Below are 25436 nucleotides of genomic sequence, written 5' to 3'. Positions count from 1 at the left end.
AGGATGCGGCTAACTTTTTGCTCATGATCTTTTAAAGATGATCATTCACACACATCCAACCGCTGACCAATCTCAGCGTTGCCGAGGGAGCTTACAATGCGCGTTTTGATTCGCTATTTCTTCAGAGGTGTCCGCCTTATTCTAGCCCCCGTCATGTTGATCTCAGAGAAGCTTTCAACCCCTAAATCTGTAGAGCGTACCGAGGAAGAGCAAGCTAAGGTCGATGCCGCCTGTGAACACCTAGCCCTCTATCAGTTCCGCACATGTCCTTTCTGCATCAAAGTACGTAAAGAAATCGCGCGACTGGGACTCAATATCGAATTACGCGACGCTCAGCTAGACCCTGACCATAAAAAAGCGCTTCAAGAAGGCGGTGGCAAAGTTAAAGTTCCGTGCTTAAAAATTAACCATGAAGACGGCCGGGAAGAGTGGCTCTACGAGTCAGATGCCATTAACCGCTGGTTACACCAACATTTCGCTTAGAACACACTTATACAGTTGCCGCTATGGAGTTGAAAAGCCGAATAGCGGCGCCCACTGCACCCCACCTTCGTCTAACGCCCCTATCTTTTGAGGCCGTTACCAGCCCTGTCATTCAGCAGATGAATGATACCTCTCATTATTTCGATTGTATGACGCAACCCGCACTCTCTATGTTTATAGAGAACACAATGCTGTTAGAACAGCTTACAAGCTGACCGTGTCTGTTTTACTGGTTTTTCAAACGCACCTAGTTTTCAAACGCAATTGGTTTTTAAACACGCTAGGTTTGGCCAGTAAAGTGAACAATAAACAATACAAAGGGAAACATTATGACGTTTAAGAAAACGCTACTGGCTTCTGTCATTGGTGCTGTGGTTGCGGGCACGACGATGCTACCGATGACCGCAAGTGCTGAAACCCTGCGCATTGGTTACTCTGCCGACCCTGAAACCCTCGATATCCATGAGCAGTTATCTGGCGGCATGCTGCGCCTTTCGCACTTAGCGTTTGACCCGCTGGTACGTTGGACAAAAGATTTTCAGTTTGAGCCGCGTCTGGCGACTGAATGGGAACAGGTAGACGAAACGACGACACGCATGACCCTGCGTGAAGGTGTCACCTTCCACTCAGGTAACGAATTTACCGCCAAAGATGTGGTATGGACGATTGAACGTCTGAAAGAGAGCCCGGATTATCGCGCTATTTTTGAGCCCGTCGCAGGTGCTGAAGCAGTTGACGATTACACTGTCGAAATTACAACCACTGAGCCCTACCCGCTACTGCTGAACCTTGCAACTTACATCTTCCCCATGGATAGCGAGTTCTACACGGGTGAAACCGAAAGCGGCAATGAAAAAGCTGAAATCGTAAAAGCGGGCAACTCATTTGCATCGCGAAATGTCTCAGGCACTGGCCCATTTATTATCACTGAACGCCGTCAAGGTGTCCGCGTTGATTTTGAACGCTTTGAGGATTACTGGGATACCGACAGCGAAGGTAACGTTTCTAAAATTGTCCTGACGCCCATTGCTGAAAATGCCTCACGCGTGGCGGCACTACTGTCAGGCGGCGTTGACTTTATCGATGCGGTGCCACCTAACGACCTGGATCGTGTTCGCAAAGCCGATAACGCCAATCTCGTAGAAGTGGACGGCACACGCATCATTGGCTTCCAAATGAATGAAGAACGCGTTGAAGCCTTCCAGGATGCACGGGTTCGCCAAGCTGTTGATTTGGCGATTAACCAAGAAGGTATTGCCGACCGATTGATGCGTGGTTTCGCCACGCCAGCGGGCCAGTTCTCTCCAGAAGGCTACTCTGGCCACAACCCTGACTTAGTGCCACGTTATGACATTGAACGCGCCAAAGAGCTGATGGCAGAAGCGGGCTACGAGGAAGGGTTCAGCGTTGACATGATCGCGCCGAATAACCGCTACGTGAACGATGCTCAGATCGCTCAAGCAGTGGCTAACATGCTGGCGCAGATCAACATTAATGTTAACCTGCGCACGATGCCGCTTGCTCAGTACTGGCCCGAATACGATACTCGCGAATCTGACATTGCAATGATTGGCTGGCATGCGGACACCGAAGACACCGCTAACTTCTTCCAGTATCTCTCTTTCTGCATTGATGAAGAGACCGGCGTTGGTCAATACAACTACGGCAGGTATTGCAACGAAGAAATTGACGCGCTTGTTACTGCGGCAGATAGCGAAACTGATTTAGAAAAACGCAATGAAATGCTGCGTGAAGCGGAAGCCATGCTCTATGAAGACGTAGGCTACATCATGTTGCATTGGCAAAATCTCGCCTATGGCGCTGCTGACGGCATAGATATCGAACCAATCGTTAACGCCATTGACTTCCCCTATCTAGGTGATCTGGTAATTAATCGCTAATTTCCACGCTTATTTTTACACGTGCAAGGATGCTTCGTTCCCCATAACCCTGGGGGACGAAGCATTTTATGTGGTAACAGCCTCATCACAGGCTTCGCCCTTACTTGCCATTAATTCTCTATTAAACCTATGACATAGGTGGCGTACGCCATGATTGCTTTTCTAATCAAGCGCCTGATGCACGCGATATTGGTGATGTTTGTCATCAGTGTACTGGCCTTCGCCATCCAGGATAACCTGGGTGACCCTGTACAACAGATGGTCGGACAGTCGGTCCCCGAAAGTGAACGTGAAGCTATTCGCGAGCGCTTAGGCTTAAATGATTCGTTTTTAGTTCAGTATGTACGCTTTGCTAAAAATGCGGTGCAAGGCGATTTTGGGTACTCCTATTTCTACCGCGAACCTGCGCTGGAAGTAATTGCTCGGCATTTGCCTGCAACGCTCGAACTGGTGTTTGCCGCCACGCTCATTATTGTGCTTTTTTCCGTACCAATCGGCGTTTATAGCGCGATAAAACCTCGCTCTCCTATATCACGTTTTTTTATGGGCGCCTCAATTATTGGTATTTCGATACCGGTGTTTTTGACCGCCATTTTATTGATTCAGATTTTCTCGATTGGGATCACTATCACCCTGTTTCCTGAAAGTACCAGCTGGGGAGCTTGGTTAAATAGCCTGCTGTCGACAGAAGGTAATATGCCATCGTTTGGCCGTGGCTATGACTTAGTGCATGTGGTAGGCCACTGGGACACCAACTTAGCCACGTGGAATGGCTTACAGCATTTGGTACTACCCGCTATTTCACTCGCCTCCATTATGTTGCCGCTGTTTATCCGCCTGATTCGCGCAGAAATGATGGAAGTGCTGCAGTCAGAGTATGTGAAGTACGCCCGAGCGAAAGGCATTTCAATGCGACGTGTTTACTTTGTTCACGCGCTTAAAAACACCATGCTGCCGGTTATCACCGTTGGCGGCGTACAGATCGGCACCATGGTGGCTTACACCATTTTGACCGAAACTGTTTTCCAATGGCCGGGCATGGGACTGATGTTCCTTGATGCTATTAACCGAGCCGATATACCGCTAATTGTTACTTACTTGATGATTGTCGGCGTCATTTTCGTGGTGACGAACACCATTGTGGATTTGATCTACGGCTTCGTGAACCCCACCGTAAAACTGACAGGTAAGCCCGCATGACAACGCCTACAACAACGATGGCACCCAGCCGTTGGGAACGCCTGCGTGATTCCTATTTATGGTACAGCTTTAAGCGCGATCGCACGGCCCAACTGTGTCTCGCGGTATTTATTTGCCTAGTCATTGCGGCGTTTTCAGCGCCTTTGCTAGCCCCCACCAATCCTTATGACCTCGCACAAATCGACATTATGTCGTCCGAATTACCGCCTTTTTGGATTGATGGTGCTGATGAGCGTTACAGCTTAGGCACCGATGCCCAGGGACGCGATTTATGGTCGATTATTCTCTACGGCACACGCGTATCGCTACTAATTGGTTTTGGCGCTGTCATACTTCAAGCGCTGCTCGGCGTAACGTTCGGCCTAATGGCAGGCTACTTAGGTGGCCGCGTCGATGCTTTTTTGATGCGCTTAGCCGATATCCAGCTGTCCTTTTCTACACTAATGGTCGCTATCGTGGTGGGTGCTCTGGTGAAAGCCACCATGGGTAGCGCGTTTTACAGCCAATATGCCGTGCTCATGCTGATTTTAATTATCGGGCTAGCTGAGTGGCCTCAGTACGCACGCACGGTGCGCGCTTCGGTGTTAGCTGAGAAAAACAAAGAGTACGTCGATGCTGCACGAGTGATGGGCCTACGCAGCAAACGTATTATGTTTCGCCATGTGCTGCCGAACACCATGTCTCCGATTTTTGTTATCTCAACGGTGCAAATTGCCAACGCCATTATTTCTGAGGCGGCACTGTCATTCCTAGGCCTCGGGATGCCAGAAACCCACCCTTCTCTTGGATCGCTGATTAAAGCCGGCTTTGACTATATTCAGTCAGGCTCTTGGTGGATCACCCTGATTCCTGGTGCGGTACTCATTGTGCTGGTGCTGTCTATCAATCTATTGGGCGATTGGCTGCGCGATGTCATGAACCCACGACTCTATAAAGGCTGAGGACACCATGGCGCTACTTGAAGTCTCTCAACTCGACGTACGTTTTGCACTTCGCCAAGGTGAAGTGCGCGCTCTTCGCGATGTCAATTTCACCCTGGAGCGCGGCGAGCGCTTAGGCATCGTAGGCGAGTCTGGCGCGGGTAAATCCGTGGCCGCCTTCTCACTACTTAATCTGATTGCCAAGCCCGGCTTTATAGCCGGTGGCAGCATTAAGTTTGAAGGTCAGACACTTAATACCATGTCCGAGCGCGGTCTGCGCAAAGTACGCGGCAATCGCATCTCGATGATTTTCCAAGACCCAATGATGACGCTAAACCCCGTACTCTCGATTGGTGAGCAGATGGTCGAGTGCCTAAAAGCGCACCGACGTATCTCCACCAAAGAAGCACGCGCCATCTCTCTGGATAAGTTGCGCCAAGTTCAGATTCCGTCGCCAGAGACACGCTTGGATCAATACCCCCACGAGCTTTCTGGTGGTATGCGCCAGCGCATTATTATCGCCATCGCCCTACTGCTCGACCCCGACATTATCATTGCTGATGAACCGACCACCGCCTTGGACGTGACCATCCAAGCGGAAATCATGGCGCTCCTTCTTGAGCTATGCGAACAGCACAACGTGGGCCTGATTCTTATCACTCACGACTTGGGTGTCGTGAGTCAGGTCACTCAGCGTATGCTGGTTATGTATGCTGGTCGTGTTATTGAACAAGGCCCCACGCGGGAAATTATCAATGATCCGCAGCACCCCTATACCCAAGGGCTGATCAACGCGTTACCGCAAATGGCGACGCCCGGCGAAAAGCTCAATCAAATCCGCGGCAGCATGCCGTCACTCTCTAACTTGCCTAGCGGCTGCGCGTTTCATCCGCGCTGCGACTTCATCAATAGAGCAGATGGTCAACCACGCCCTGCCTGCACCCAGCAAGTGCCTGAATTTGTCGAATCCGGCAATTGCCGTGTCGCCTGCCATATGGTGGCTGAAATGCTTGAAGACCGTCGCCTGAAGGAGGAAACACGATGAGTGCTCAGGGAGAAATGCACAGTACAATACACAGTACGTCGCACACTCAAAATGAAGAGAGCAGCGAATCGCTACTGCAAATTCGTGGCCTAAAAAAGCGTTTTTCATTATCAGGGGATTTTTTGGATCAGTTGCGCTTTAAAGGCGGCAAGCTGGTTCGTCACCAAGAGCATGTACACGCTATTAACGGCGTTAACCTCGATATAAAACGCGGCGAAGCGCTCTGCGTGGTTGGTGAATCTGGCTGCGGTAAATCCACTGTTGCCAGAACAGTCATGGGGTTACTCACGCCCACCGAGGGCGAAATTCGCTATGACGGGCAGAGGATCGACAACTTAAGTTCCCGCCAGCTATTGCCTTATCGCAAGCGCATGCAGATGATTTTCCAAAATCCTTATGCATCGCTTAATCCTCGGATGACGATCCAGCAAACGCTGGAAGAACCGCTGCGCTTGCACCACCCAGACTGGAACCGTGAAAAGATACTCGACAAGGTTCAGGACGTCATGGGTTCAGTGGGGATTGACCCCGACTGGGGCAAGCGTTTTGGGCACGAGTTTTCAGGTGGCCAGCGCCAGCGTATCGCCATAGCACGCGCCCTAGCCGTCGATCCTGAGTTTATTGTTGCCGACGAACCCATTTCGGCACTGGATGTATCCATTCAGGCACAAGTGCTCAACCTGCTGATGGAGGCGCAACAAGCGCGTAACCTGACTTATCTATTCATCACCCACGATTTAGCGGTTGTAGAGCACTTTGGCACTCGTGTAGCGGTGATGTATTTAGGTACAGTTTGTGAAGTGGCAACGACAGCGACGCTGTTCGCTAAACCGCGCCACCCCTATACCCAGGCGCTGCTCTCGGCAATTCCACGCCTGAAGGATGACCGGCCCCAGCATATTCGTCTTACCGGCGAAGTGCCGACACCAGTCAACTTACCGAGCGGCTGCGTATTCCATGGCCGTTGCCCCTATGCCAACGCCCGCTGCCACCAGGAAATTCCTATCCTGCAAACCCAGGATGACGGCACTCGCGTTGCGTGCCACGCTGTTGAAGAAGCCCGCCTATGACGTCAGTTTCAGCAACAGCATCACGTTTGGCAGCACTGCGAGGTAAGACATGGAAATTCGCTGGCTAGAAGACTTTATTGCCCTGGCCAGAACGCGGCACTTCTCTCGCGCAGCAGATGATCAGCACGTCACACAGCCCACCTTTTCACGGCGCATTAAGTTGCTGGAGGAAGAGATGGGCGTGACGCTGATCAACCGGCAGACATTGCCGCTTTCGCTAACCCCAGCGGGAGAGGAGTTCCTGACGCTTTGCGAGCAGGTAACCGATCGCGTGCGTTTAACACGTGACCGCGTGCGAGAAATCAGCGCCGGACAGCAGCGCCGCATCATGGTGGCTGCTCCGCAGAGCTTACTTCCACAGTTTTTGCCGGAGTGGCTTGCCTCTACGGGTTGGCAAGAGCGTATACAGCCGTACTTACGAGCGACTGGCTGGGTGGCGAGCGATTATTTTCAAGCGCTTGGCCGAGCAGAGTGCGATCTCGCTATTTGCTATTGGCCAATCGGGCGTTGCGATTTAGACATCGATACCAGTGCCTGTACGTATCGAGTCATTGGCCACGAGCGCTTGATTCCTGTCACTGGCTTGGACGCGAACGGCACACCTTGCGCGTTGCTGCCCGGCTCACGGCAGCACCCCGCGCCTTGGCTGGCCTATCCAAAGCGGGGCCTATTGGGTTCAGCGGTAAAGGCGCATCTCGCTCGCCTACCGCAGAGCACCTACCTCATGGCGCAAAGTGAAAATCTCTATGCGGCAGGTATTAAAGAGCTGGTGCTTCTCGGCTATGGCATGAGCTGGCTACCTGAACGCAACATAGCCGCTGAGCTATCCAACGGAACATTAATCAGAGCAGGCGATAGCCGCTGGGATGTCCCGATGGAGCTGCGACTATATCGCCACCAAAACCAGCATCACGCAGAGCTGGATAGCCTGTGGAGTGAGCTCGCTCCGCTGCGCAATTAAGCCAACAGTTAAGGCTATTACCCGACTTGTTACCGTCATCAGAGTTCATGGCCGAGCCGTCATTGAAAAAAGGACACTACTTGAATGTCAGCTTCTTTGTTTAAACTGCAGCGCGAACACCTAGCGCATTTACAGCAAGCTTATTCAGACCTGTTAGCCAGTCACCGTCTCGATAGCTTGGCTATCTATAGCGGTCACACCGACCCTCACTTTGGCGACGACCAAACGCCAACCTTCCAGACATACGGCCACTTTATGCACTGGGTGGGCATGGCCGATATCCAGCACAGTTGGCTGGTGATTCAACCAGGCAAGCGCCCGCAGTTGTACTTGTATGCGCCGGCAGATTTCTGGCATTTGCCTACTCGCCTTCCTGAAGAGCCATGGGTGACTGAGTTTGATATTCATCTATGTAGTGAAAAACCCATGCCAACGTTAGCCGGTCGCGCTGCCGTGATCGGCGATATTGAGGCCACCACGTGCCTCGCATTAGACGCACAGTACCAGCCCGAACCGCTGGTTAAGGCTCTAGACGAACTGCGCATGTTCAAGACTGCTTATGAAATTGCTTGTTTGAGCGAAGCTAACCGACTCGCCATGGCAGGTCATCAAGCCGCACAGGCGGCTTTTATTGGCGCGTCGGCGGAGTTAGATATTCAACTGGCCTACCTGGCTGCCAGCAGACAGCGTGAATCCGATGTCCCCTATCAGAACATCATTGGGCTAAATGAACATGCAGGTGTCTTGCATTACCAACACTATGGCCTAAAAAGTCCCACGCAACGACATAGCCTACTGGTTGACGCTGGTCGCCGTTTTCGCGGCTACTGCGCTGACATTACACGCACTTATGCAGGTCCTGACGCGCCAGCCCTCTATCGCGATTTAATTGACGGTATCCACCAGTTAAAAGACACGCTTGTCGGAAGCGTTGCTCCAGGCGTGGAGTTCATTGCGCTACATGAGCAAATGCATCGTTTGTTGGCAGATATTCTTATTGCCAATGATCTTTTTCAGGGTAGTGCAGAACAGGCAGTTGATGAGGGGATTACGCGGGCCTTTTGCCCACACGGATTAGGGCATTCGTTGGGGCTACAGGTTCATGATGTGGCAGGGCTTCGTCATCCAGACGGAACGCCCTCACCTGCTCCTGAACAACACCCAGCGCTACGTTTAACCCGTACACTGCGCCCAGGCATGGTAGTAACCATAGAGCCTGGATTCTACTATATCCCTATGTTGCTGAAACCATTGCGCGACAAGGCACTGCCGATTAACTGGAGAGCCGTTGATTCGTTAGCCAACTGTGGCGGCATCCGTATTGAAGATAACGTTGTCGTCACAGAGAGTGGCTTCAAAAACTTGACCCCCTGATAAGCAAAACGCCCGGCCCGAGGATTAATTCCCCGGGCCGGGCGACTATCAGATCGAACCGTTAGAAGCGGTAGGTAACGCCACCACCGATAGTGACTGGTTCCATGTTTACTTCACCGACCTTGTTACCACTTGCATTAATGTCGGCGTTCACGTCTGCGTAGCTAACGTAACCATTCAGCATGACGTTATCGGTAACCGCTAAATCAACCCCCGCCTGACCTATCGCGCCATAGCTTTCATCAACGCTTAGGCCAGTGGGCTCGCCTGAGAAGCGAGTGTAGTTCAAGCCAACGCCGACATAGGGCTGAACTTTAGAGTCCAAACCGCCCATCGGATAGTAGTTAACCATCAGATTAATTGGCAAACGATCTACGCTACCTGCGTCGCCACCAGGACTGGTGTTGAGGTCGTGTTCAAACTTCTCGGAGCTGTTAAGTTCAGCACCAAGCTTATCAGTGAACAGGTAACCCGCGCCAAACGTAAATCCTCGCGCGCTTTGTACGTTTAGATCTGCCGCGCCAACATTGCCATTTCCAGAACCCGTATCCGTTTGGGCGACACCACCACGTACGAAAACGTCACCTGCTTCGTAAGCGAATGCTGCTTGGCTGGCGATCAAGGCGCTAGCGGAAAGAACAGCAGCAGATACTAATTTTAATTTACTCATCAGGGTCATCCTCTTACATCTTACTGGGGATTGGTGCCGGTAACTCCAGCTACCTATACAATATATACCAATCGAACAGCGTTTCCAAACTTGTTGTGTTATTTTAATATAAGTTTTACATATCAAGCACAGCCGGCCAACAGCATCAGTTATAAAAGTCAGGTACAAATGACAGGCATAAAAAAAGTCCCCCGAAGGGGACCCAGGTGGAGCACGCCAGCTCACTCAGTGTATCGCTTACCAATCTCTGTCGGGGCGATATAGCAAAGAAGGAAGAGCACCCTATTTATCGTCTGGAACTCTGTTCATTTGCTTCTTACTTAACATTTAGCGAACTGCGTGCCATATTTAATTTTAATATTTAAAAACAACAACCTATGGAGAAAATACGGCAGAATGTTAATTGAGCGGCGTTGTTGCCAATGCCAAAGCGCACCATCCGTGAGCATGGCAGGATAGTTTTGCCTCATAACGAATCGCGCTATTGGCAAACCTGGTTACGCCCTCCTCGCTTAGCTCGGTAAAGCGCTTCGTCAGCTCGCACCAATAACCTATCTTGTTCACCTTCTGTCATATCAATGCTGCACACCATACCTGCAGATAAAGTGCAGCCAAACTCTTGAGCCCCTTGATTAAATCGTAATCTGGAAAAGTACTCACGAATATTTTCCAGCCGTTTGCGGCCATCTTCGGACGTGCAATGAGGCAATACCACTAGAAATTCTTCGCCTCCATAGCGGCCAATCATATCGGTTTGACGAAGACGCTGACGTAATAGCGTTGCTAAAGAAGCGATCACAACATCACCCGCAGCATGTCCGTGGGTATCATTGACCGCCTTAAAATGGTCAATATCAATCATCGCCACCGTTACCGGATAATGCTGACGAGCAGCACGATGCAGCTCATCAATAGCGGCACTTTTGATGCTGGCATGTTTCAGAAGGCCCGTAAGGCAATCTTTATTGAGCAGTGCAGACAGTGTTCGTGAACGTGATACCCGTGCGCGAACGGAGGCCACTAACTGAGCGGCCGAAATCGGCTTCGTTAGAAATTCATCCGCACCGTGGCTTAACGCATCTACCTGCTTGTTTAGATCCAGTTCAGCGGAAAGGAATACGATGGGAAGGCTGCTCCAGGCATCGTATTGCCTAATCATCGCGGCAATATCCGGGCCGTTATAGTCCGGCATATGCACGTCCATTAACAAAAGCTCAGGCCTGTAAGTGGTTAATTGCTCAATGACATAGCGGGGCTTATCCAACACCTGCACTTCCATACCAGCCGCTTCTAGCACCAACTGGTAGTAGGCAGCGAGCTGATAGTCATCGTCTACAATTAAAATCCGTGCGGGGGGCGCATGGCGCTCTTGAAGCAACTGTTCTAAACGATTAACAAGTTGTGGAATATTCAGCGGCTTTAAAAAATAGCCATAGGCGTTAAGCTGCGCAGCACGCATGCGCGCATCAAAGTCGTCCTGCTCGCTGATAAAAAACAGGGGGCAGGAAAGCGATTGAAGCGGAGAAAGGTAAGCAGAACCCGCAGCTGCATCGACAATCAGGACATCCGGTGGTTCACTGTCGGTATTAGCAATGGCAGGCACTGAAGAGAATAGTGTCACTTCATAACTAAAGTTAGCTAACTGCTCCAATATACGTTTTCCAAGCAGGGCATCTTCCTCTATTAGCCATATCTTGGCCACTGAACGTATATCACTCTGCTCAATTGTACATTGTGGTAATGGCTGAGCCTCCGGCACCAATGAGCGCTGCATCAAGGTCAACTGAGATTGCAGCAACGTAACCAAAGATGCGTCCAGCGACGACTTACCTTCTTTTAATGCGTTTAGTAAGGTCACTTCCAATGCCCGGGCCAGTTGACTGACATGCTCGAAGCCGAAGGTACCTGCAGAACCTGATACTTTATGTATCCGACGATAAATAGCATCTAGAGAGGTCTCGTCGTGCGCTTTATCATCAACCGATACTGCCGAAGAAACCACATCGGCTTCCGGGCTTTCCTCGCGTCGCTGTGCTTTTTTCAGCACATGGCACAACGATGTCAGTTCTTCTTGCAGATTATGCTGATAAGACTGTTTTAAAAGCTCAAGCTTTTGTTCTAATTTACTACGCTCACTCTCTACCACTTGCCTGCTCCCAAAGACTGCGGACTTGATGTGACAACGTCATCGGGTCGAACGGCTTTGCGATAACGCTAACAGCACCGAGTGCTGTTAATTATTGGATCTCATCGGGCTATATTTTCGCCGTCATAAACGCGACAGCTACACGCTGCAACGTATAAGATCCTACCCTGATTGGTTGACCTCCTCTTCGGCACACGCTGCTAAATCTTTTAACACCTGACGCTACTGGTCATTAAAACGGCGTGGCACGGAGTCAATGATACACAGCGCCCCTACCCTAAGGCCATCCGTCGTTGTCATCGGTATGCCCGCGTAAAAGCGTATGCCACGATGCGTTTTTACCAGAACATAATCTTTAAAACGGTTGTCCTGGCGGGCATCTTCAATCTCAAAAATCCCTTATCCTTGAATTGCATGGGCACAAAACGACTCTTGGCGACACGTTTGGGTAAGCGCTAACTTTAGTCGACTTTCAAGCCCCCTCTCTTCAGTCCAGTTAGTCGTTCTTTTTAAGATAGCTGATTACCATCAGCTAAATTTACTGATGCAAAGCTAAAACACTGGCAAACGCAATAAGATGGACTACGCTGAGTTTTAATACTTTTTAACCATGCAGAATTACCATAACCCTAATCGGTAGCTACTTAAGCCTGCAGAGGTAACTGTCTGATTAAACAGCTTGAGGCTACGCGTTTCGGATCACCTCATTAGGGCGAGGAAATTTTTATGTCTAATTAATTTCTCTTATTAGATTTTTTTGAAACACACAGAACACCTTATTTTCACTCAGTTATCTTCCCTAACAACTTTATCGCTTGCTAAAAAGCTAACTAACTAAGCGGTTGATTAATTTTACTTATTCCGTGTGATGAACAAAAAAAGAGTCGGTCAACAATAAAGGAGTATGCATGGATACCTATCAGTACGACTACTCTTATGCACTGACCAAAGACAAGGTCAATGACATCATGAGTACCAACCTTGCATCGGTTTCGATGCCTCTTGTCTATACAGACCATGACTCTGTCACAGGCGCTGTCACCAATATTAATGTCAACCTCGGCGTATGGAGCATGGCAGATGGGGGGCAGAACAGATTAATGAAGCTCAATATACCGATTAAAGAGGGTTTTATGAGTATATCGGGCCTGCCAGGCGTTAATGGTAGTTGGGATATGACCGGGGTTTCAATGCTGGTAGAAATCACACTCGGTTGGCTTGGCCCCGGGAATCAACAAGAACTCGATGGCGAAGGCTCGCTGACCAGCCTAGTTTTCTCTCCCTCCGAAGCCAGCACGCCCAACGATCCCGGCTATATTGCAGTTCTCACTGTAACAGACCCATCAGGACAGATGACAAGTGCCGCCACCGGCATGCTAAAACAAATTGCGCAGCAAGCATTTTATGAAAACCGGGATAATCTGCAGTACATCTTCGCAGGTGTAGTTCCAGTGCCTGCTGGGGCGGCCACATGGTTACGCCCGTATAAATGGCAATACTTTGTTGCATCCGGTGATATTGAAGCACTTTGCTTTCTATCGATGCTCGATGACTCGCCGTTTCCTTCCACCCCTGCATTTGATTCCACAGCGCTAACTTCTGGTTCTAACGCTGTTGCACTGATTTCTCAAGAAGCTTTTTTTAAAAACACGCTATTGCCCGGCGTTCAAGACACCTTTCCCAAGGGTACATTTGCTGTACATCAAACAAACCAGCATTCGGTTATTTCTAATAATGGGGCGTTTGATGCGCAGATTGATGGCGACAATATCAACACCGACTCCTTTTCCCTTTGGCCTTCCGATGCTGGTGACGGACTCCAGACATCCTCTGCTGGCGGCGGCCCGCTTACCTTCCTTTTTGGCCTAGCCGACCTGCCAGATGCCACCTATAGCTGGACGTCAAAAACTGTCAATCCGCTTTCTTTGAATTATTCGACCGGGGTCATGACTTTTGAAGAAGACCCTAGCCCTCAGACGACGCATGATCAGGATATTCCTTGGTATGACTACATCATCCTTGTTGGCCTAGGTTTAACGCTACCCGGTCTGATTGCCGATATAACCGATGCGGTCAACCATTATGGCGACCAAGTAAATGCTGTGGGCATGTCTAATATTAACGCCGCCGTGCAATCAACTTTTGATAACGATGTCGTCAACGTAGCCAGCCTTCTCGACTGGCAAATTGATGGGCAGTCGTTCAGCTTGACCGAGGGAGGCCTAGACGGAGCCCTCTATTTCCGTGGAAACCTTTCCTGACCACCCCACTTAGCTGATCTGAGCATAAATTGGAGTGAATACTCATACAGTGACTAAGGAGAAATACCATGACTGATAGCACCTCACTTGCCCCAGCTGCTGTAAAGGAAATTGACGCCCGTGCGGTTGCCGATACATACAATTGGGATACCGTTGTGGCGCTGCATTTTGACACGACCAACCGAGCACTTACTGACAACTGGAGTAGTGTTGATGATAGAGCCAAGAACATTTCACAGTCAGCCAGTGATGATCCCAGCTACCAGCTCACAGCAAGTTTGGACGCGTGGCAGTTGTCTACCGGTGGCGATGGCAAGAACATCAATATGAGCGTTCCAGTTTCTAGTGGTGTCTATCTAGCGGGGGGCGAAAGTTACTCACTGGACGGGCTGGAGATGAGCATCATTATCCAGATCAATATGGATTGGATTCCAGACCCAAATCAAAAGGCTTTCGTGATCAACGAAGGTGTTGGTGCCATCGTTGCCGATCTCGACAATAGTGTTGTGGACGCTGCTCTTATTGGGGATTTTGCAACCAACGGTGTAACGATTAGCAGTGATTCTACACTGTCAACTGTTACGCATGGCGCCGCTTGGGTGGTGACCGCAGCGGACGGCTCTTTCTATTACATGTTCTACAGTGAAGATAAGGATCAGGAGAAGTTTCTATCTGTTTATCAATACTCTGATTCCTTCAAGAGCCAGCTTCGTGCCCTTAGCCAGGAAGCTGGCGGAATACCCGCCGTAGTCGTTATGAACATCGTCAATCCGCCAGATGCTGGCAGCATCGGTAACGCGGAATTACCAGAGCTTCTTAGTGAGTGGTTCAACAGCAATATTGGCTATTTCAACTTCGTTTTCTCAGTGATAGATCTGACTCCCCAACTCAGCCAGTCTCCCAACTATACCTGGATTGATCCCACAGCCACCAGTTATGCCGTGGTGGACAAGCAGACCATGGAAAGTTCAGTGATGGGGGTACTGACGATGATTCAGAACAATACTCCCGGATCAAATCACCAAGTGTCACCCAATGCCATTCCAACAGGCGAGGATGCCAACGGTGCCGATACAGGCTTGCTGATTAGCGGCCCGAACTTTGTGAAAAATATGTTATTGGGTGGCGCCAAGCATCTTTTTGACGATGCGACGGACGACGACTTCACTATATTTAACGATGGTCTGTCTGTAAAAAACCTCAACAAGTTGACTTACGGCTACTTCAAGATGGATGAAGACCCGTATGCCACAACGGCAGACGACGGTTATTCCTCTCAACTAGACGAGGGAATTCTCCCCGAGGGGCTGGTGAATGCCTTCAGGACTCAGGGCCAGTACGGAGATACTTATAACCCTGACCTCCGAAACGATTCAGTTAAAGTCAATATCAAGGGAAGTCAATGGTTCCTCAGTGGTAACGGGGACGAATACATCGTAGATCTCAATAACGGCACACTCGAATTTTACACCGCCACCCAGGTCACCATTGAAGCTCACCAATTTGAAATGAACTTAGAGCACAGTTTTCTGGAAATAAAATTCATTGATTTGACCTATCACCAAAGCTGGCAATACGACGTTCATATTAACTATACCGAGCAGGTAAGCTTAGGCCTAAAAACGGTTACGACGTCTTCAGGAGATACGAAACAGATTTTTAATTTCACTGAGTCTGTACGTAACATGACCGTCAATGTCACAAAAACCCAAGCCGAAATAGATTTTGAAATTATCATGGGAGCGGTCACCGCGACCCTCGCATTGGTAGCGGTTCTTGGGCCGGTTGTGGATGGCCTTGCCGCCTCTGCAGATGTGACAGTTGCCAGTGTTGATGAAGGATCCGCCCTTCTTGATGAAGAAAGCTTTTTCAGCGCGTTGGGTGAAGACAGCGAGAGTGAAGAGCAAAATATCGTTAACGAAGAAGATGCACTAGCTAATGGCACCGAACAAGCCGCGGGGCGAATGACGCGGATAAAAAATGCTTTCAATTCCACTCGCTGGAAAGTCTTCGGTGGTGTCACAGCAGCTTTGACTGCGGCGTACGGGGTTGAAATGACCGTGGCGGCTATTTTGGAGTCTGTATACAAAAACGATTGGGAAAACGTGCCTGGTTTTGACGAATTTGCCAACGATGCTATCGAGCCTTATACCTTCCCTGGTGTCAGCGGATATGAACTCAAATCAGCATGGCTCGCCGATTCTTTACAAATTGGCCTGAAGACCAAGTAAACAGCGACAAAGGAAAGCAGCCCATGTCCACCCAAAATGCTGCCGCAAATACCTATAATTGGGATACCGCTTTTGCTATTCCTATTCCCGACGTAAATAAAACAATTGTGGATCAGCAATCATCGCCGCAAAACTTCTCGATGACGGCAGAAGGTTCTTACACAGCCTCCGCTGATTTCTCGGACTGGCAAGTCTGTATGGGCGGGGATGGCAAAAACATCCGTATTTCCATCCCCATGACCAACATCGTTGTTGACTACAGCAGTGGCAGTAAGGTTACCGTTGATGCTGGCAACGCAACGATAGAAATCAACCTTCACTACATTCCCCACAGCGCCGCGAATGACGACTCATCGAGTTTAGTTGCTTTGGTTGCAAAAACCAGCTCAGACAATACCTCACCCCCAGTAGCCGCTTTGGTGGGCGAGGTATCACTCACCCCCAACCCAGGAAGTGTCACTCAGGCCGTATTTGGTCAGGCCCTTTTAGACTGGATCTGCGCTAATTTAAGTGAATTCAACCATGTGTTTTCAGTGGTTGACCTCAACCGAATGATTGACCAGGGACAGTGGGGGTTCGTAACGCCAAATTATACAGAGTACGCTTACCTAGATGGCAATTCGCTTAATGACAGCATTCTTGGCGTGCTAACGATGACAGGTGATCGAACCGGGCAATCGTTGAGCGAGCAGGTTTCTCCAAATGCCATCCCAGCGAACAGCGAAGCCGGTTTTCTCGTCTCCCAGGAAAGAACCTTATACGATCTGGTACGCCCAGCCATTATGGTTGCCTACCCAGGGCTTAACAGCGATAACTTCTTGATGAGTAATGATAAAACCAAACTTTATCTGGATCAGGGGGTATCAGTGGATATGCCTCCAGTTGAACATGATGGCTCGACTTATCACCCTAAGCTCACATCTCTTACATTAGAGACCGATGGAGAAACATTCATCGTAACCAGCACAACCAGAACCTACATCACGTTTGGCATTACATCAGAGACAACCGCAACCAACTGGTACACGCTAAATCTCGGTAGCTCAAATAATGGGCAGACCATCAACTTTGTACAAACACAACCAACTGACCAACAGTATACGGTTCACCAAGATCCGGGGATCGTCATTACCGAGATCATCATATCGATCATTGTTGGCCTAGTGGCATTGATTTGCGCCCCCCTGACTGAGGGTGCCTCACTCGTCATCGGCGGGCTTGTCATTGGATTGCTATTGGGGGCATCACAAATTGCGACAGGTGCTATTGAGTCGGTCAATAAAGATACATCGCCATCCGTGGATTTACTTCTGATTAATGCCGTTGATCCTATCAAATGGACCGGAAGTGACTCATTCAGGCTTGACTATGTACATCCAAATATTTCCTTACAGTTAGGCGGAGATCCGCTCTTTGTGTAACAACGCAACGCTAACCAAGGAGAAACATTATGGCTGATACTGAAAAAATTATTGATGTACTGATCGCAATTGATGCCGAGTCAGTCATTAATAAATACGGAACGAACACAGACCCAGACAACCCGCAACAGATCGCTGCCAGTGAGAACTTTATCTACATGATTGTACGTAGTGACGAAGCGGTTTCTGGAAACGGCGGAGCGGAGTTGACCATTGCGGCTCAGACGTTGGACGTCATTCGTTGGCGAGAAACGTCATTGACCCTAAACGGCACTTACTCAACCATACTTTATGAGTTCGATTCAACCAATAACGATGGGCTGATTACTCCACCTCAACCCATTATTGTCGAGGTCAATACACCGCTACCAGTTGCTTCTGACCCCCTTCAACCATCAACGCAAACGATCAATGACTATTTCTGGAACTGCACGGTCACCAGGCCCGGAAGCGTAACTTACCACTTCAAGTTCATGATTGTTGATCGTGATAATAATGTACAGGGTTACTATTGGTGGGATCCCTTCATCCAGATCACTGACTGATTTTATTCTCTCTGTACCTCTTGCAACCAAGAGAAAAAATACAATAAGGAGAATACTGTATGGGACGAAGCACGACACCTCAAATCATCGATATTCTGATGGCGGTTGACGCGGATACCATTATATCAAGCTACCCCCCTGGAACCCCATCCAAGCCAACGCCGATTGACGAAACGATGATTTACTTGATTGTACGTCAAGAAAATGGGGTCTTCGGAGAGGGAACGGGAGAGTTAAAAGTAACTGCTCGCACACTAGACACTCTCAGATGGCGAGAGACATCGCTTTCTGTAAATGCGACATACTCAGCAATTTTGTACAAATACGCCCCCGTGGGTGGAAAACAGAACATTCTGTCAACACCTTACCCAGTTGTTGCAGAGGTCAAAACCCCGCTTCCTGTTCCTGGCAACCTTCTTCACCCTGCGACTCAAACAATCAACAGTTATTTTTGGTCAGCACAAGCTATTGCCGAAGGGGAAATTACCTACGCTTTCAATTTTATGCTCACAGATCGGGACAACATTGTTCAGGGCTACTACTCATGGGACCCATTTATTCAGGTCACTGCTTAACAACTTCTGCAGAAGGATATTGTCATGGCAACTGATTCTACTCATTTCGTAAAATATCGATTAAAAAGCCCAAACCTGAAGGAGCAGTACATCACCTTCAGCTCTAGAGCGCCTATGACTCTACAAATTGGCCGAGATCATCCGTTAGTCCAGAAATTGGCAGAAACTGACTCCAAAGCAGCCAGCAATGTGGAGCAATTAATCCAGGAACTATTGACACATGAAAAGCGCTTTTTCGCATGGCTAGGGGCTAGTGAATCACACATGGAGCAATTCATGAATGATCCTGTCAGCGCATTGAAGCTAGCGATACCCGACCTACCAGACTCTTTCTTCAACCAGCTTGATTCGCTGCCCAAGGTATTCCAAAAAAAAGCGTAGCCGAATCAAGTTTTCGGTGACTACGCACTCTTTCCACGGTCGACTACTCTTTTGTAGTAAGGCCATCATCGGATGGCCTTTAGTAGATGTTCGCAACGATACTAAGGCGTTACGATTATTTTCACCTGCGCTTTATCGCTCAACAACGCCTCAAATCCCTCCTCCACGATATCCGCCAACGGGATACGCTGAGTCACCATGTCTTCAGCGCGAAAGTAGCCACGCTGCATTAGCGCCATCACCGCTGGATACACATGGCGATAGGCAATAATACCTTTCATGGTGCGCTCTTTAATGACCAGGTCATTAGGTTGAAAGCTCGCTTCTCCCTCCCAAATACTGACCACGACCACTTCACCGCCTTCATGGGTAGTGTGCAAGGACTGATTCAGTACGGCCGGAATCCCGGTCACCTCGAACGCCACGTCAACGCCGCCATTGCTTAACGTTTGCAGCTTCGCCACTGCATCTTCTTGCTGCGGGTCCACCACAATAGCACCAAGCGCTTCGGCCTTGGCTTTACGTGAAGGTGCTACTTCCACGGCGTAAATTTGAGCGGCGCCTGCTGCTTTTAGTGCTTCGATGGTCATTAACCCAATTGGGCCAGCGCCAAATACTGCCGCACTATCCCCCGCTTTCAAACTACTTTGACGAACGGCATGCAAAGCAACCGCCGCTGGCTCTACCAATGCCCCTTGCTCGAAGCTGAGGTCATCCGGCAGCTTATGCACCATGTGCTCCCCCATCACAGTGAACTCCGAGAAGCCACCGCCGCCGCCAGAAAGGCCATGGAAACCCAATAGCGGCGTGAGGTTATAGCGCTCCATTTGATAAGCACCGTTCTGGTGAGGTGAAAGAATCGGCTCTATGGCAACGCGATCCCCCACTTTCACCCGTGTTACTTTGTCGCCTACCTCAACCACTTCACCAGCGAATTCATGCCCCATGATAATCGGTGCTTGTTCACCGCTAATCGGGTGCGGCTTATCGACCGGAATAAAAATCGGCCCAGCAGCGTATTCGTGCAAATCGCTACCACAAATACCACAAGCCGCCACTTTGACCTTTACCTCATGAGGGTCGTTAATCGTCGGTATTGGCATTTGCTCAACACGAAGGTCTTTCGCTGCGTACCAAACTGCTGCCTGCATCGTTGACTGGCTCATATACTGCCCCTTATCTCATGCTCTGTGATGAACTGGCTGCAGGCCATAGACAGGAGTGTCTAGCCCTTCCATGCGTGCTTTTAACTGCAGCGCCAAATAACGTGAATAGTGCCGCGACTGGTGTAGGTTGCCGCCATGGAACCACAGTGCCTCTTGCTGAGTGGGCTTCCACATATTGCGCAGCTCACCCTCCCATGGGCCCGGGTCTTTGGTGGTGTCGGAACCTAGCCCCCAACACTTGCCCACTTTATCGGCCACTTCTTGAGAAATAAGCCGCGCCGCCCAGCCATTCATCGATCCATAGCCGGTGGCATAGATGATCAAGTCAGCATCAAGCTCGCTGCCATCAGTCAGCGTGATGGAGTGAGGATTAATGTGCTCAATGCCCACACCGCTGCGCAGCTTGATATCACCACTGGCCACCAAGTCGCATGCGCCTACATCGATGTAGTAACCCGAACCGCGGCGTAGATACTTTAAAAACAGCCCCGATTCATCGTCACCGAAATCGAGCATAAAGCCTGCGCTCTCAAGCTTTTGGTAAAATTCGGCGTCACGCTTTTTAATCGCCTCAAAGGCGGGGCGCTGGAAATCCGGCAGCACCTTGTAAGGGATTGAGGCAAACACCAAGTCGGCTTTTTCATGGGTTAAGCCACTCGCCACAGCCTCTTCCGAATAAAGCGGCCCCAGCACCTCCTCCATCAGCGAATCCGACTTCACAATATGGGTAGATGAACGCTGCAGCATGGTGACGTCGGCATCGTGCTCCCATAGTGCGGCGGCAATATCATGAGCTGAATTATTCGAGCCCAAAATGACACACTTCTTACCTTTATAGGCGTCCGGCCCTGGGTGCTGGCTAGAGTGCTGCTGCTCACCTTCAAAGTTTTCTGCCCCTGGGAATGTCGGTACATTGGGCATCCCAGACATGCCCGTGGCCATCACCAACTGTTTGGGTCGTAGCGTGATCTCTTCGCCGTTGCGCTTAACCTTAACCAGCCACTCACCTGCGACTTCGTCGTAGCTAGCATTCTGACACTCGGTGGAACTCCAATAATTGAGCTCCATCACTTTTGTGTACATTCCCAGCCAATCGCCCACTTTGTCTTTCGGGGCGAATACAGGCCAGTTATCTGGGAAGGGGATATAAGGAAGGTGGTCGTACCAGACTGGATCGTGCAAGCAGAGCGACTTATAGCGATTACGCCAGGAATCCCCCGCGCGCTCGTTTCGCTCAATGATGATCGTTGGCACACCCAGTTGCCTTAACCGTGCGCCTAAACCAATACCGCCCTGGCCACCGCCAATAATCACGCAGTAAGGCTGCTGGGTGTAGCCAAGCTCAGCTTCTTCGCGTTGTCGTGACTCTAACCAGGTTTCACGCTGCTTATTGGCACCGTGTTCAGCTCCTTTTGGGCGATGGTGATTGCACTGCTCAGGGTAGTCGTTCAGCGCTTGCATGGTGGTTAACAACGTCCAGCACCTGCCTTCTTTAAGACGCAAATAGCCTTTACCGCTGGCAACCGCTGTTTCAAAGGTAAACCACGCATCGTAGATATCGCCGTTTTCAGTGGCCTCGCCGTCTAACTGCCAGTTCGAAGGCTGTACGTTATTGAGCGTGGCATTGAGCATGGCCTGAATTTCGTCTTTGCCTTCACAGGTTTTTAAATTCCAGGTAAACGCAAGAAAGTCACGCCAGTAGCACTCGTCTCCAAACAGCGACAGCACTCGCTCAATATCCTGGGCTTGAAGGGCAGTATCGAAATCGTGCAGCCACGCTTGAACAGTATCCGTGGGGGATTGCTGGACTTGTGCCGTTATCTTAGACATAGCGGGTACTCCATGTGCATTTGTTATTGTTGAGTTAACTGTGATGCACCAAATACATAGCAGCCGCCGTGCCAAACCAATCATATAAAAAATAAGCAACTGAAAAATATATAATTTATCCACATACAGACAAATAGATAAGACAGCGAAAGTGCCGTACACCTGTCACGCCGTTTACAGCTTGACGTTACAGGTGTAACGCACGACTAACGGCGTAAGCAGCCCACGTTGACTCTGGGGGGAAAGCGCATAGGCTAAAAGGACAATAACAACAGCGCCCATTGAGTAACGCCATGCTGCATCACACGCACGCCACTAAACAGTTTCAGACAACTACACAGCTTCAGTCTGAACAGCGTCGACATATCGAGCATATTTTTCAGCTCGGTGAAGGGCTAGACACCCCCTGTTTACCTGCACAGGCCACCATTCGTCGCTCATGGCTGCGCTGCCTAAATGATTATCAGCTAGACCCCACTCACCCTCGCCCAGCACGAGTGGTGCCCCAGCAAACACTGATTGAGCACCGCGAGTCCGTCGATGAGTTACTGCATGTCGCCCGTGCCGGGGTCGATCAGCTCTATGGACAAATAGCCCAGCTTGGCTACGTGCTGCTGGTCACCGACCACCGCGGCATTACCGTTGAGTTTCGCGGTGATCCCAACCAGGACCAGCAATTACGCAAAGCAGGCCTCTACCTGGGGGCTGACTGGGATGAACGCTTTGCCGGCACCTGCGCTGTTGGCACCTGTTTACATGATCGTCAGGCCATCATCTGCCACCGCCAGGAGCACTTCGATGCTTCCCATATTTCGCTGACCTGCACCGCCGCTCCTATTGCTGACCCTCAGGGTAATGTGATGGCCGTGTTAGATATCTCCGCGCTGCAGTCGCCTACCCAGCACGAAAGCCAGAATTTCAGCCTATCGCTGGTAACGCTTTATGCACGCATGATTGAGGATGCCTATTTTCTTCAGCGCTACCGCGACTGCCTGATGGTGCGTCTAGATACTTCCCGGGAATTTGTGCACGTCAACGGGCGTGGTTTAATCGCCATTGAAGAGAATGGACAGGTGATCGCCGCCAACGCCGTGGGCCGCGAGCTAATCGCCGAACACCAGCACCGCTGGCCACCTTGGTCAGCGAATCACACCCCAATGCTTGGCGAACTATTTGAGTGTGAGATCGCCGATATACTGAGCATTAATAGCGGCACTGATGATCAATTACGCGCCTTCCGCGCTCGTGCCAGCAACACCATCCACTTTATTAGCCTGCTGGAACCCCGCCGCCCCCGCATGTCGCAACGGGCAACGCCGTCTGCTTCTGAGTTGCCGGAACCCTTAGCTCGGCTGGGCGCCGACGACCCCGCGATGCGCAAAGTACAAAAACTGGCCGAACGCTTGCGCAATGAAGCTAACGTTAACGTGCTGATTAGTGGAGAAACCGGTACCGGCAAAGAGGTCGTTGCACGGGCGTTGCACGAAAGCGGCAACCGCGCCAAACAGCCGTTTATTGCGGTTAATTGTGCGGCCATTCCCGAGTCACTGATTGAAAGCGAATTGTTTGGCTACGAACCTGGCGCCTTTACCGGCGGCCGCTCAAAAGGGATGCGCGGTCTTATTCCACAGGCCCATGGTGGCACGCTGTTTTTAGACGAAATCGGCGATATGCCATTAGCGCTACAAACCCGACTGTTGCGCGTGCTGTCCGAACGGGAAGTGATGCCGCTAGGGGCTAACACGCCGGTAAAGATCGATATTCGCGTTATTACGGCCACCCATCGGCATATCGAAGAAATGATCCAACAAGGGGAATTCCGTGAAGACCTCTATTACCGGCTAAACGGTGCACAGCTTCGACTACCCGCGCTACGCGAACGCGCCGATAAACTATTTGTTATTCGCCGCGTGTTTGAAGACGTCGCTGCCGAACGCGCCACGCGTGCCTCGCCGCGCCTGCGCGCAGATGCCATTAGTGCGCTGCTCGCGTATTCCTGGCCCGGCAATATCCGCCAGCTTAAAAACGCCCTCGCCTTTGCCCTGGCCACTTCGGAAAGCGACGAAATAACCGTTCACGACCTACCAGAACAATGCCTTAGTCAGCGCATTACCCGCAACGTGGCGGCCCAAATTGAAACGAACGCCAGCGAAGCCCTTTCAGGTTCACTTATCGATCTGCTCAAGCAACATCACTGGAATATCAGCGCGGTTGCCCGTGAGCTAGGCGTTTCGCGGCCCACGGTATATCGGCAAATGCAGCGCCAGGGAATTGTGCCCCCCAACTGGCAGGGCTGATAGCCAATTGCTCTATCCACTAGTTGGCCATGGGGTTTACCCTCACGTACACTTGTTTGAATCTATTTTTAAACAACTCGTTTCGACAAGCCGAGGCACTCCCCATGGCGTTTGATTCAACCTCTTCTTACATCGCAACTGATGCACTCAAACAGGCAGTCAATGCCGCGGTTGTGCTACAGCGTCCACTACTCATCAAAGGTGAACCTGGTACCGGTAAAACACTGCTGGCCGAGGAACTCGCTGAATCCCTGGGCACTAAGCTGATTACTTGGCATATCAAGTCCAGCACCAAAGCCGCCCAGGGGCTTTATGAGTATGATGCGGTTAGCCGCCTGCGTGACTCCCAACTGGGCGTTGAAGGGGTGGAAAATGTAGGTAACTACATCAAGCCCGGCAAGTTATGGGAAGCTTTCACCGCAGGTGAGCGCGTGGTACTGCTGATTGATGAAATCGACAAAGCGGATATCGAGTTTCCCAACGACCTGCTGCAAGAGCTGGATCGTATGGAGTTTCATGTTTATGAAACGGGCGAAACCATCCGCGCCGAACAGCGTCCGATTATCGTGATCACCTCGAATAACGAGAAAGAGCTACCCGACGCCTTCCTGCGTCGCTGCTTTTTCCATTACATCGAATTCCCCGACCGCGAGACCATGCAAGCGATTGTCGATGTCCACTTTCCGGATATCGCCCCCAGGCTGGTCGGCGAAGCCTTGGAAGTGTTTTTCGATCTACGCAACGCCCCAGGGCTCAAGAAAAAGCCCTCCACTTCGGAGCTGGTGGATTGGCTCAAGCTGCTCATGGCTGGCGAACTGGCCCAGGAAGCGCTGTATAACCGCGCCCCGGCAAAAGCCCTCCCGCCGATGGCGGGCGCGCTGGTTAAAAACGAGCAGGATACTCACCTGCTAGAACGCCTGGCGTTTATGATGCGTCGCCAAAAGAGTACGGGGCGCTAA

Annotated in this window: 21 protein-coding genes; 16 read left to right on the top strand and 5 right to left on the bottom strand. The window is 50.5% G+C overall.

Going from position 1 to position 25436, the window contains the following annotated elements; genetic code table 11:
• Positions 1-96: 96 nt before the first annotated feature.
• The 8 genes from REH51_RS16840 (at position 97) to pepQ (ending at position 8954) form a co-directional block, all read left to right on the top strand.
• The gene (locus REH51_RS16840; protein WP_009723543.1) at positions 97-483 is read left to right on the top strand and encodes a glutaredoxin family protein; all 387 of its coding nucleotides are present in this window, start codon (positions 97-99) and stop codon (positions 481-483) included.
• A 329-nt stretch (positions 484-812) separates the two neighbouring features.
• Complete coding sequence (locus REH51_RS16835) at positions 813-2384, top strand: ABC transporter substrate-binding protein (RefSeq protein WP_498936401.1); 1572 nt, start codon at positions 813-815, stop codon at positions 2382-2384.
• 150 nt (positions 2385-2534) lie between these two features.
• A complete protein-coding gene (locus tag REH51_RS16830) occupies positions 2535-3584 on the top strand; it encodes an ABC transporter permease (RefSeq protein ID WP_009723545.1) in 1050 nt (349 codons plus the stop codon).
• Positions 3581-4525 (top strand): ABC transporter permease, encoded by a 945-nt coding sequence (locus REH51_RS16825; protein WP_009723546.1) that lies wholly within the window; start codon positions 3581-3583, stop codon positions 4523-4525. Before REH51_RS16830 ends, REH51_RS16825 begins: the two co-directional genes overlap by 4 nt.
• Positions 4526-4532: 7 nt before the next feature.
• Positions 4533-5549: an ABC transporter ATP-binding protein gene (locus REH51_RS16820; RefSeq protein WP_009723547.1), complete on the top strand. Its 1017-nt coding sequence runs from the start codon at positions 4533-4535 to the stop codon at positions 5547-5549.
• Positions 5546-6619: an ABC transporter ATP-binding protein gene (locus REH51_RS16815; protein WP_498936399.1), complete on the top strand. Its 1074-nt coding sequence runs from the start codon at positions 5546-5548 to the stop codon at positions 6617-6619. The genes REH51_RS16820 and REH51_RS16815 overlap by 4 nt, the downstream gene beginning before the upstream one ends.
• 49 nt (positions 6620-6668) lie before the next feature.
• Entirely contained in the window at positions 6669-7580 is a 912-nt protein-coding gene (locus REH51_RS16810; RefSeq protein WP_498936397.1) for a LysR family transcriptional regulator, read from the top strand.
• Positions 7581-7664: 84 nt separating this feature from the next.
• The gene (gene pepQ / locus REH51_RS16805) at positions 7665-8954 is read left to right on the top strand and encodes a Xaa-Pro dipeptidase (RefSeq protein WP_498936395.1); all 1290 of its coding nucleotides are present in this window, start codon (positions 7665-7667) and stop codon (positions 8952-8954) included.
• A gap of 61 nt (positions 8955-9015) precedes the next feature.
• Here the strand turns inward: pepQ and REH51_RS16800 are convergent, their stop codons facing one another.
• The 3 genes from REH51_RS16800 to REH51_RS16790 form a co-directional block, all read right to left on the bottom strand.
• Entirely contained in the window at positions 9016-9624 is a 609-nt protein-coding gene (locus REH51_RS16800) for an OmpW/AlkL family protein (RefSeq protein WP_009723552.1), read from the bottom strand.
• Positions 9625-10105: 481 nt separating this feature from the next.
• Positions 10106-11770 (bottom strand): diguanylate cyclase, encoded by a 1665-nt coding sequence (locus REH51_RS16795; protein WP_009723553.1) that lies wholly within the window; start codon positions 11768-11770, stop codon positions 10106-10108.
• A 222-nt stretch (positions 11771-11992) separates the two neighbouring features.
• Complete coding sequence (locus REH51_RS16790; RefSeq protein WP_498932466.1) at positions 11993-12157, bottom strand: GAF domain-containing protein; 165 nt, start codon at positions 12155-12157, stop codon at positions 11993-11995.
• A 521-nt stretch (positions 12158-12678) separates the two neighbouring features.
• Between REH51_RS16790 and REH51_RS16785 the strand changes: the two genes are divergently transcribed.
• From REH51_RS16785 to REH51_RS16760, 6 genes are all read left to right on the top strand, one after another.
• Positions 12679-14031 carry a TULIP family P47-like protein gene (locus REH51_RS16785; protein WP_009723554.1) on the top strand — a complete coding sequence of 451 codons (1353 nt, stop codon included), beginning with the start codon at positions 12679-12681 and terminating at the stop codon, positions 14029-14031.
• Positions 14032-14099: 68 nt separating this feature from the next.
• Positions 14100-16262 carry a TULIP family P47-like protein gene (locus REH51_RS16780; protein WP_009723555.1) on the top strand — a complete coding sequence of 721 codons (2163 nt, stop codon included), beginning with the start codon at positions 14100-14102 and terminating at the stop codon, positions 16260-16262.
• A gap of 23 nt (positions 16263-16285) precedes the next feature.
• Positions 16286-17683 (top strand): TULIP family P47-like protein, encoded by a 1398-nt coding sequence (locus REH51_RS16775; protein WP_498936393.1) that lies wholly within the window; start codon positions 16286-16288, stop codon positions 17681-17683.
• A gap of 29 nt (positions 17684-17712) precedes the next feature.
• Positions 17713-18228 carry an inclusion body family protein gene (locus REH51_RS16770; RefSeq protein WP_009723557.1) on the top strand — a complete coding sequence of 172 codons (516 nt, stop codon included), beginning with the start codon at positions 17713-17715 and terminating at the stop codon, positions 18226-18228.
• 59 nt (positions 18229-18287) lie between these two features.
• Positions 18288-18803 carry an inclusion body family protein gene (locus REH51_RS16765; protein ID WP_009723558.1) on the top strand — a complete coding sequence of 172 codons (516 nt, stop codon included), beginning with the start codon at positions 18288-18290 and terminating at the stop codon, positions 18801-18803.
• Between the two features lie 24 nt (positions 18804-18827).
• Positions 18828-19184: a hypothetical protein gene (locus REH51_RS16760; protein WP_009723559.1), complete on the top strand. Its 357-nt coding sequence runs from the start codon at positions 18828-18830 to the stop codon at positions 19182-19184.
• 101 nt (positions 19185-19285) lie between these two features.
• Here the strand turns inward: REH51_RS16760 and REH51_RS16755 are convergent, their stop codons facing one another.
• Both REH51_RS16755 and REH51_RS16750 read right to left on the bottom strand, forming a co-directional pair.
• On the bottom strand, positions 19286-20350 hold the full coding sequence (locus REH51_RS16755; protein WP_313769750.1) for a 2,3-butanediol dehydrogenase: 1065 nt from the start codon (positions 20348-20350) through the stop codon (positions 19286-19288).
• Positions 20351-20365: 15 nt separating this feature from the next.
• Complete coding sequence (locus tag REH51_RS16750; protein WP_498936391.1) at positions 20366-22180, bottom strand: NAD(P)/FAD-dependent oxidoreductase; 1815 nt, start codon at positions 22178-22180, stop codon at positions 20366-20368.
• A 293-nt stretch (positions 22181-22473) separates the two neighbouring features.
• Here REH51_RS16750 and REH51_RS16745 point away from each other — a divergent pair, with 293 nt between their 5' ends.
• Positions 22474-24477, top strand: a complete 2004-nt coding sequence (locus tag REH51_RS16745; protein ID WP_009723562.1) for a sigma-54-dependent Fis family transcriptional regulator — start codon at positions 22474-22476, stop codon at positions 24475-24477.
• A gap of 104 nt (positions 24478-24581) precedes the next feature.
• Entirely contained in the window at positions 24582-25436 is an 855-nt protein-coding gene (locus REH51_RS16740; protein ID WP_498936390.1) for an AAA family ATPase, read from the top strand.

Source organism: Halomonas bluephagenesis (assembly GCF_054790765.1).
The sequence above is the reverse complement of the archived record's forward strand: the minus strand, read 5'-3'. Positions and strand labels throughout refer to the sequence as shown.

What these genes read in the sequence shown, in the direction of transcription:
- REH51_RS16840 (WP_009723543.1), top strand. Translation starts at nt 97, where the DNA reads ATGCGCGTTTTGATTCGCTATTTCTTCAGAGGTGTCCGCCTTATTCTA.
- REH51_RS16835 (WP_498936401.1), top strand. Translation starts at nt 813, where the DNA reads ATGACGTTTAAGAAAACGCTACTGGCTTCTGTCATTGGTGCTGTGGTT.
- REH51_RS16830 (WP_009723545.1), top strand. Translation starts at nt 2,535, where the DNA reads ATGATTGCTTTTCTAATCAAGCGCCTGATGCACGCGATATTGGTGATG.
- REH51_RS16825 (WP_009723546.1), top strand. Translation starts at nt 3,581, where the DNA reads ATGACAACGCCTACAACAACGATGGCACCCAGCCGTTGGGAACGCCTG.
- REH51_RS16820 (WP_009723547.1), top strand. Translation starts at nt 4,533, where the DNA reads ATGGCGCTACTTGAAGTCTCTCAACTCGACGTACGTTTTGCACTTCGC.
- REH51_RS16815 (WP_498936399.1), top strand. Translation starts at nt 5,546, where the DNA reads ATGAGTGCTCAGGGAGAAATGCACAGTACAATACACAGTACGTCGCAC.
- REH51_RS16810 (WP_498936397.1), top strand. Translation starts at nt 6,669, where the DNA reads ATGGAAATTCGCTGGCTAGAAGACTTTATTGCCCTGGCCAGAACGCGG.
- pepQ (WP_498936395.1), top strand. Translation starts at nt 7,665, where the DNA reads ATGTCAGCTTCTTTGTTTAAACTGCAGCGCGAACACCTAGCGCATTTA.
- REH51_RS16800 (WP_009723552.1), bottom strand. Translation starts at nt 9,624, where the DNA reads ATGAGTAAATTAAAATTAGTATCTGCTGCTGTTCTTTCCGCTAGCGCC.
- REH51_RS16785 (WP_009723554.1), top strand. Translation starts at nt 12,679, where the DNA reads ATGGATACCTATCAGTACGACTACTCTTATGCACTGACCAAAGACAAG.
- REH51_RS16780 (WP_009723555.1), top strand. Translation starts at nt 14,100, where the DNA reads ATGACTGATAGCACCTCACTTGCCCCAGCTGCTGTAAAGGAAATTGAC.
- REH51_RS16775 (WP_498936393.1), top strand. Translation starts at nt 16,286, where the DNA reads ATGTCCACCCAAAATGCTGCCGCAAATACCTATAATTGGGATACCGCT.
- REH51_RS16770 (WP_009723557.1), top strand. Translation starts at nt 17,713, where the DNA reads ATGGCTGATACTGAAAAAATTATTGATGTACTGATCGCAATTGATGCC.
- REH51_RS16765 (WP_009723558.1), top strand. Translation starts at nt 18,288, where the DNA reads ATGGGACGAAGCACGACACCTCAAATCATCGATATTCTGATGGCGGTT.
- REH51_RS16760 (WP_009723559.1), top strand. Translation starts at nt 18,828, where the DNA reads ATGGCAACTGATTCTACTCATTTCGTAAAATATCGATTAAAAAGCCCA.
- REH51_RS16755 (WP_313769750.1), bottom strand. Translation starts at nt 20,350, where the DNA reads ATGAGCCAGTCAACGATGCAGGCAGCAGTTTGGTACGCAGCGAAAGAC.
- REH51_RS16750 (WP_498936391.1), bottom strand. Translation starts at nt 22,180, where the DNA reads ATGTCTAAGATAACGGCACAAGTCCAGCAATCCCCCACGGATACTGTT.
- REH51_RS16745 (WP_009723562.1), top strand. Translation starts at nt 22,474, where the DNA reads ATGCTGCATCACACGCACGCCACTAAACAGTTTCAGACAACTACACAG.
- REH51_RS16740 (WP_498936390.1), top strand. Translation starts at nt 24,582, where the DNA reads ATGGCGTTTGATTCAACCTCTTCTTACATCGCAACTGATGCACTCAAA.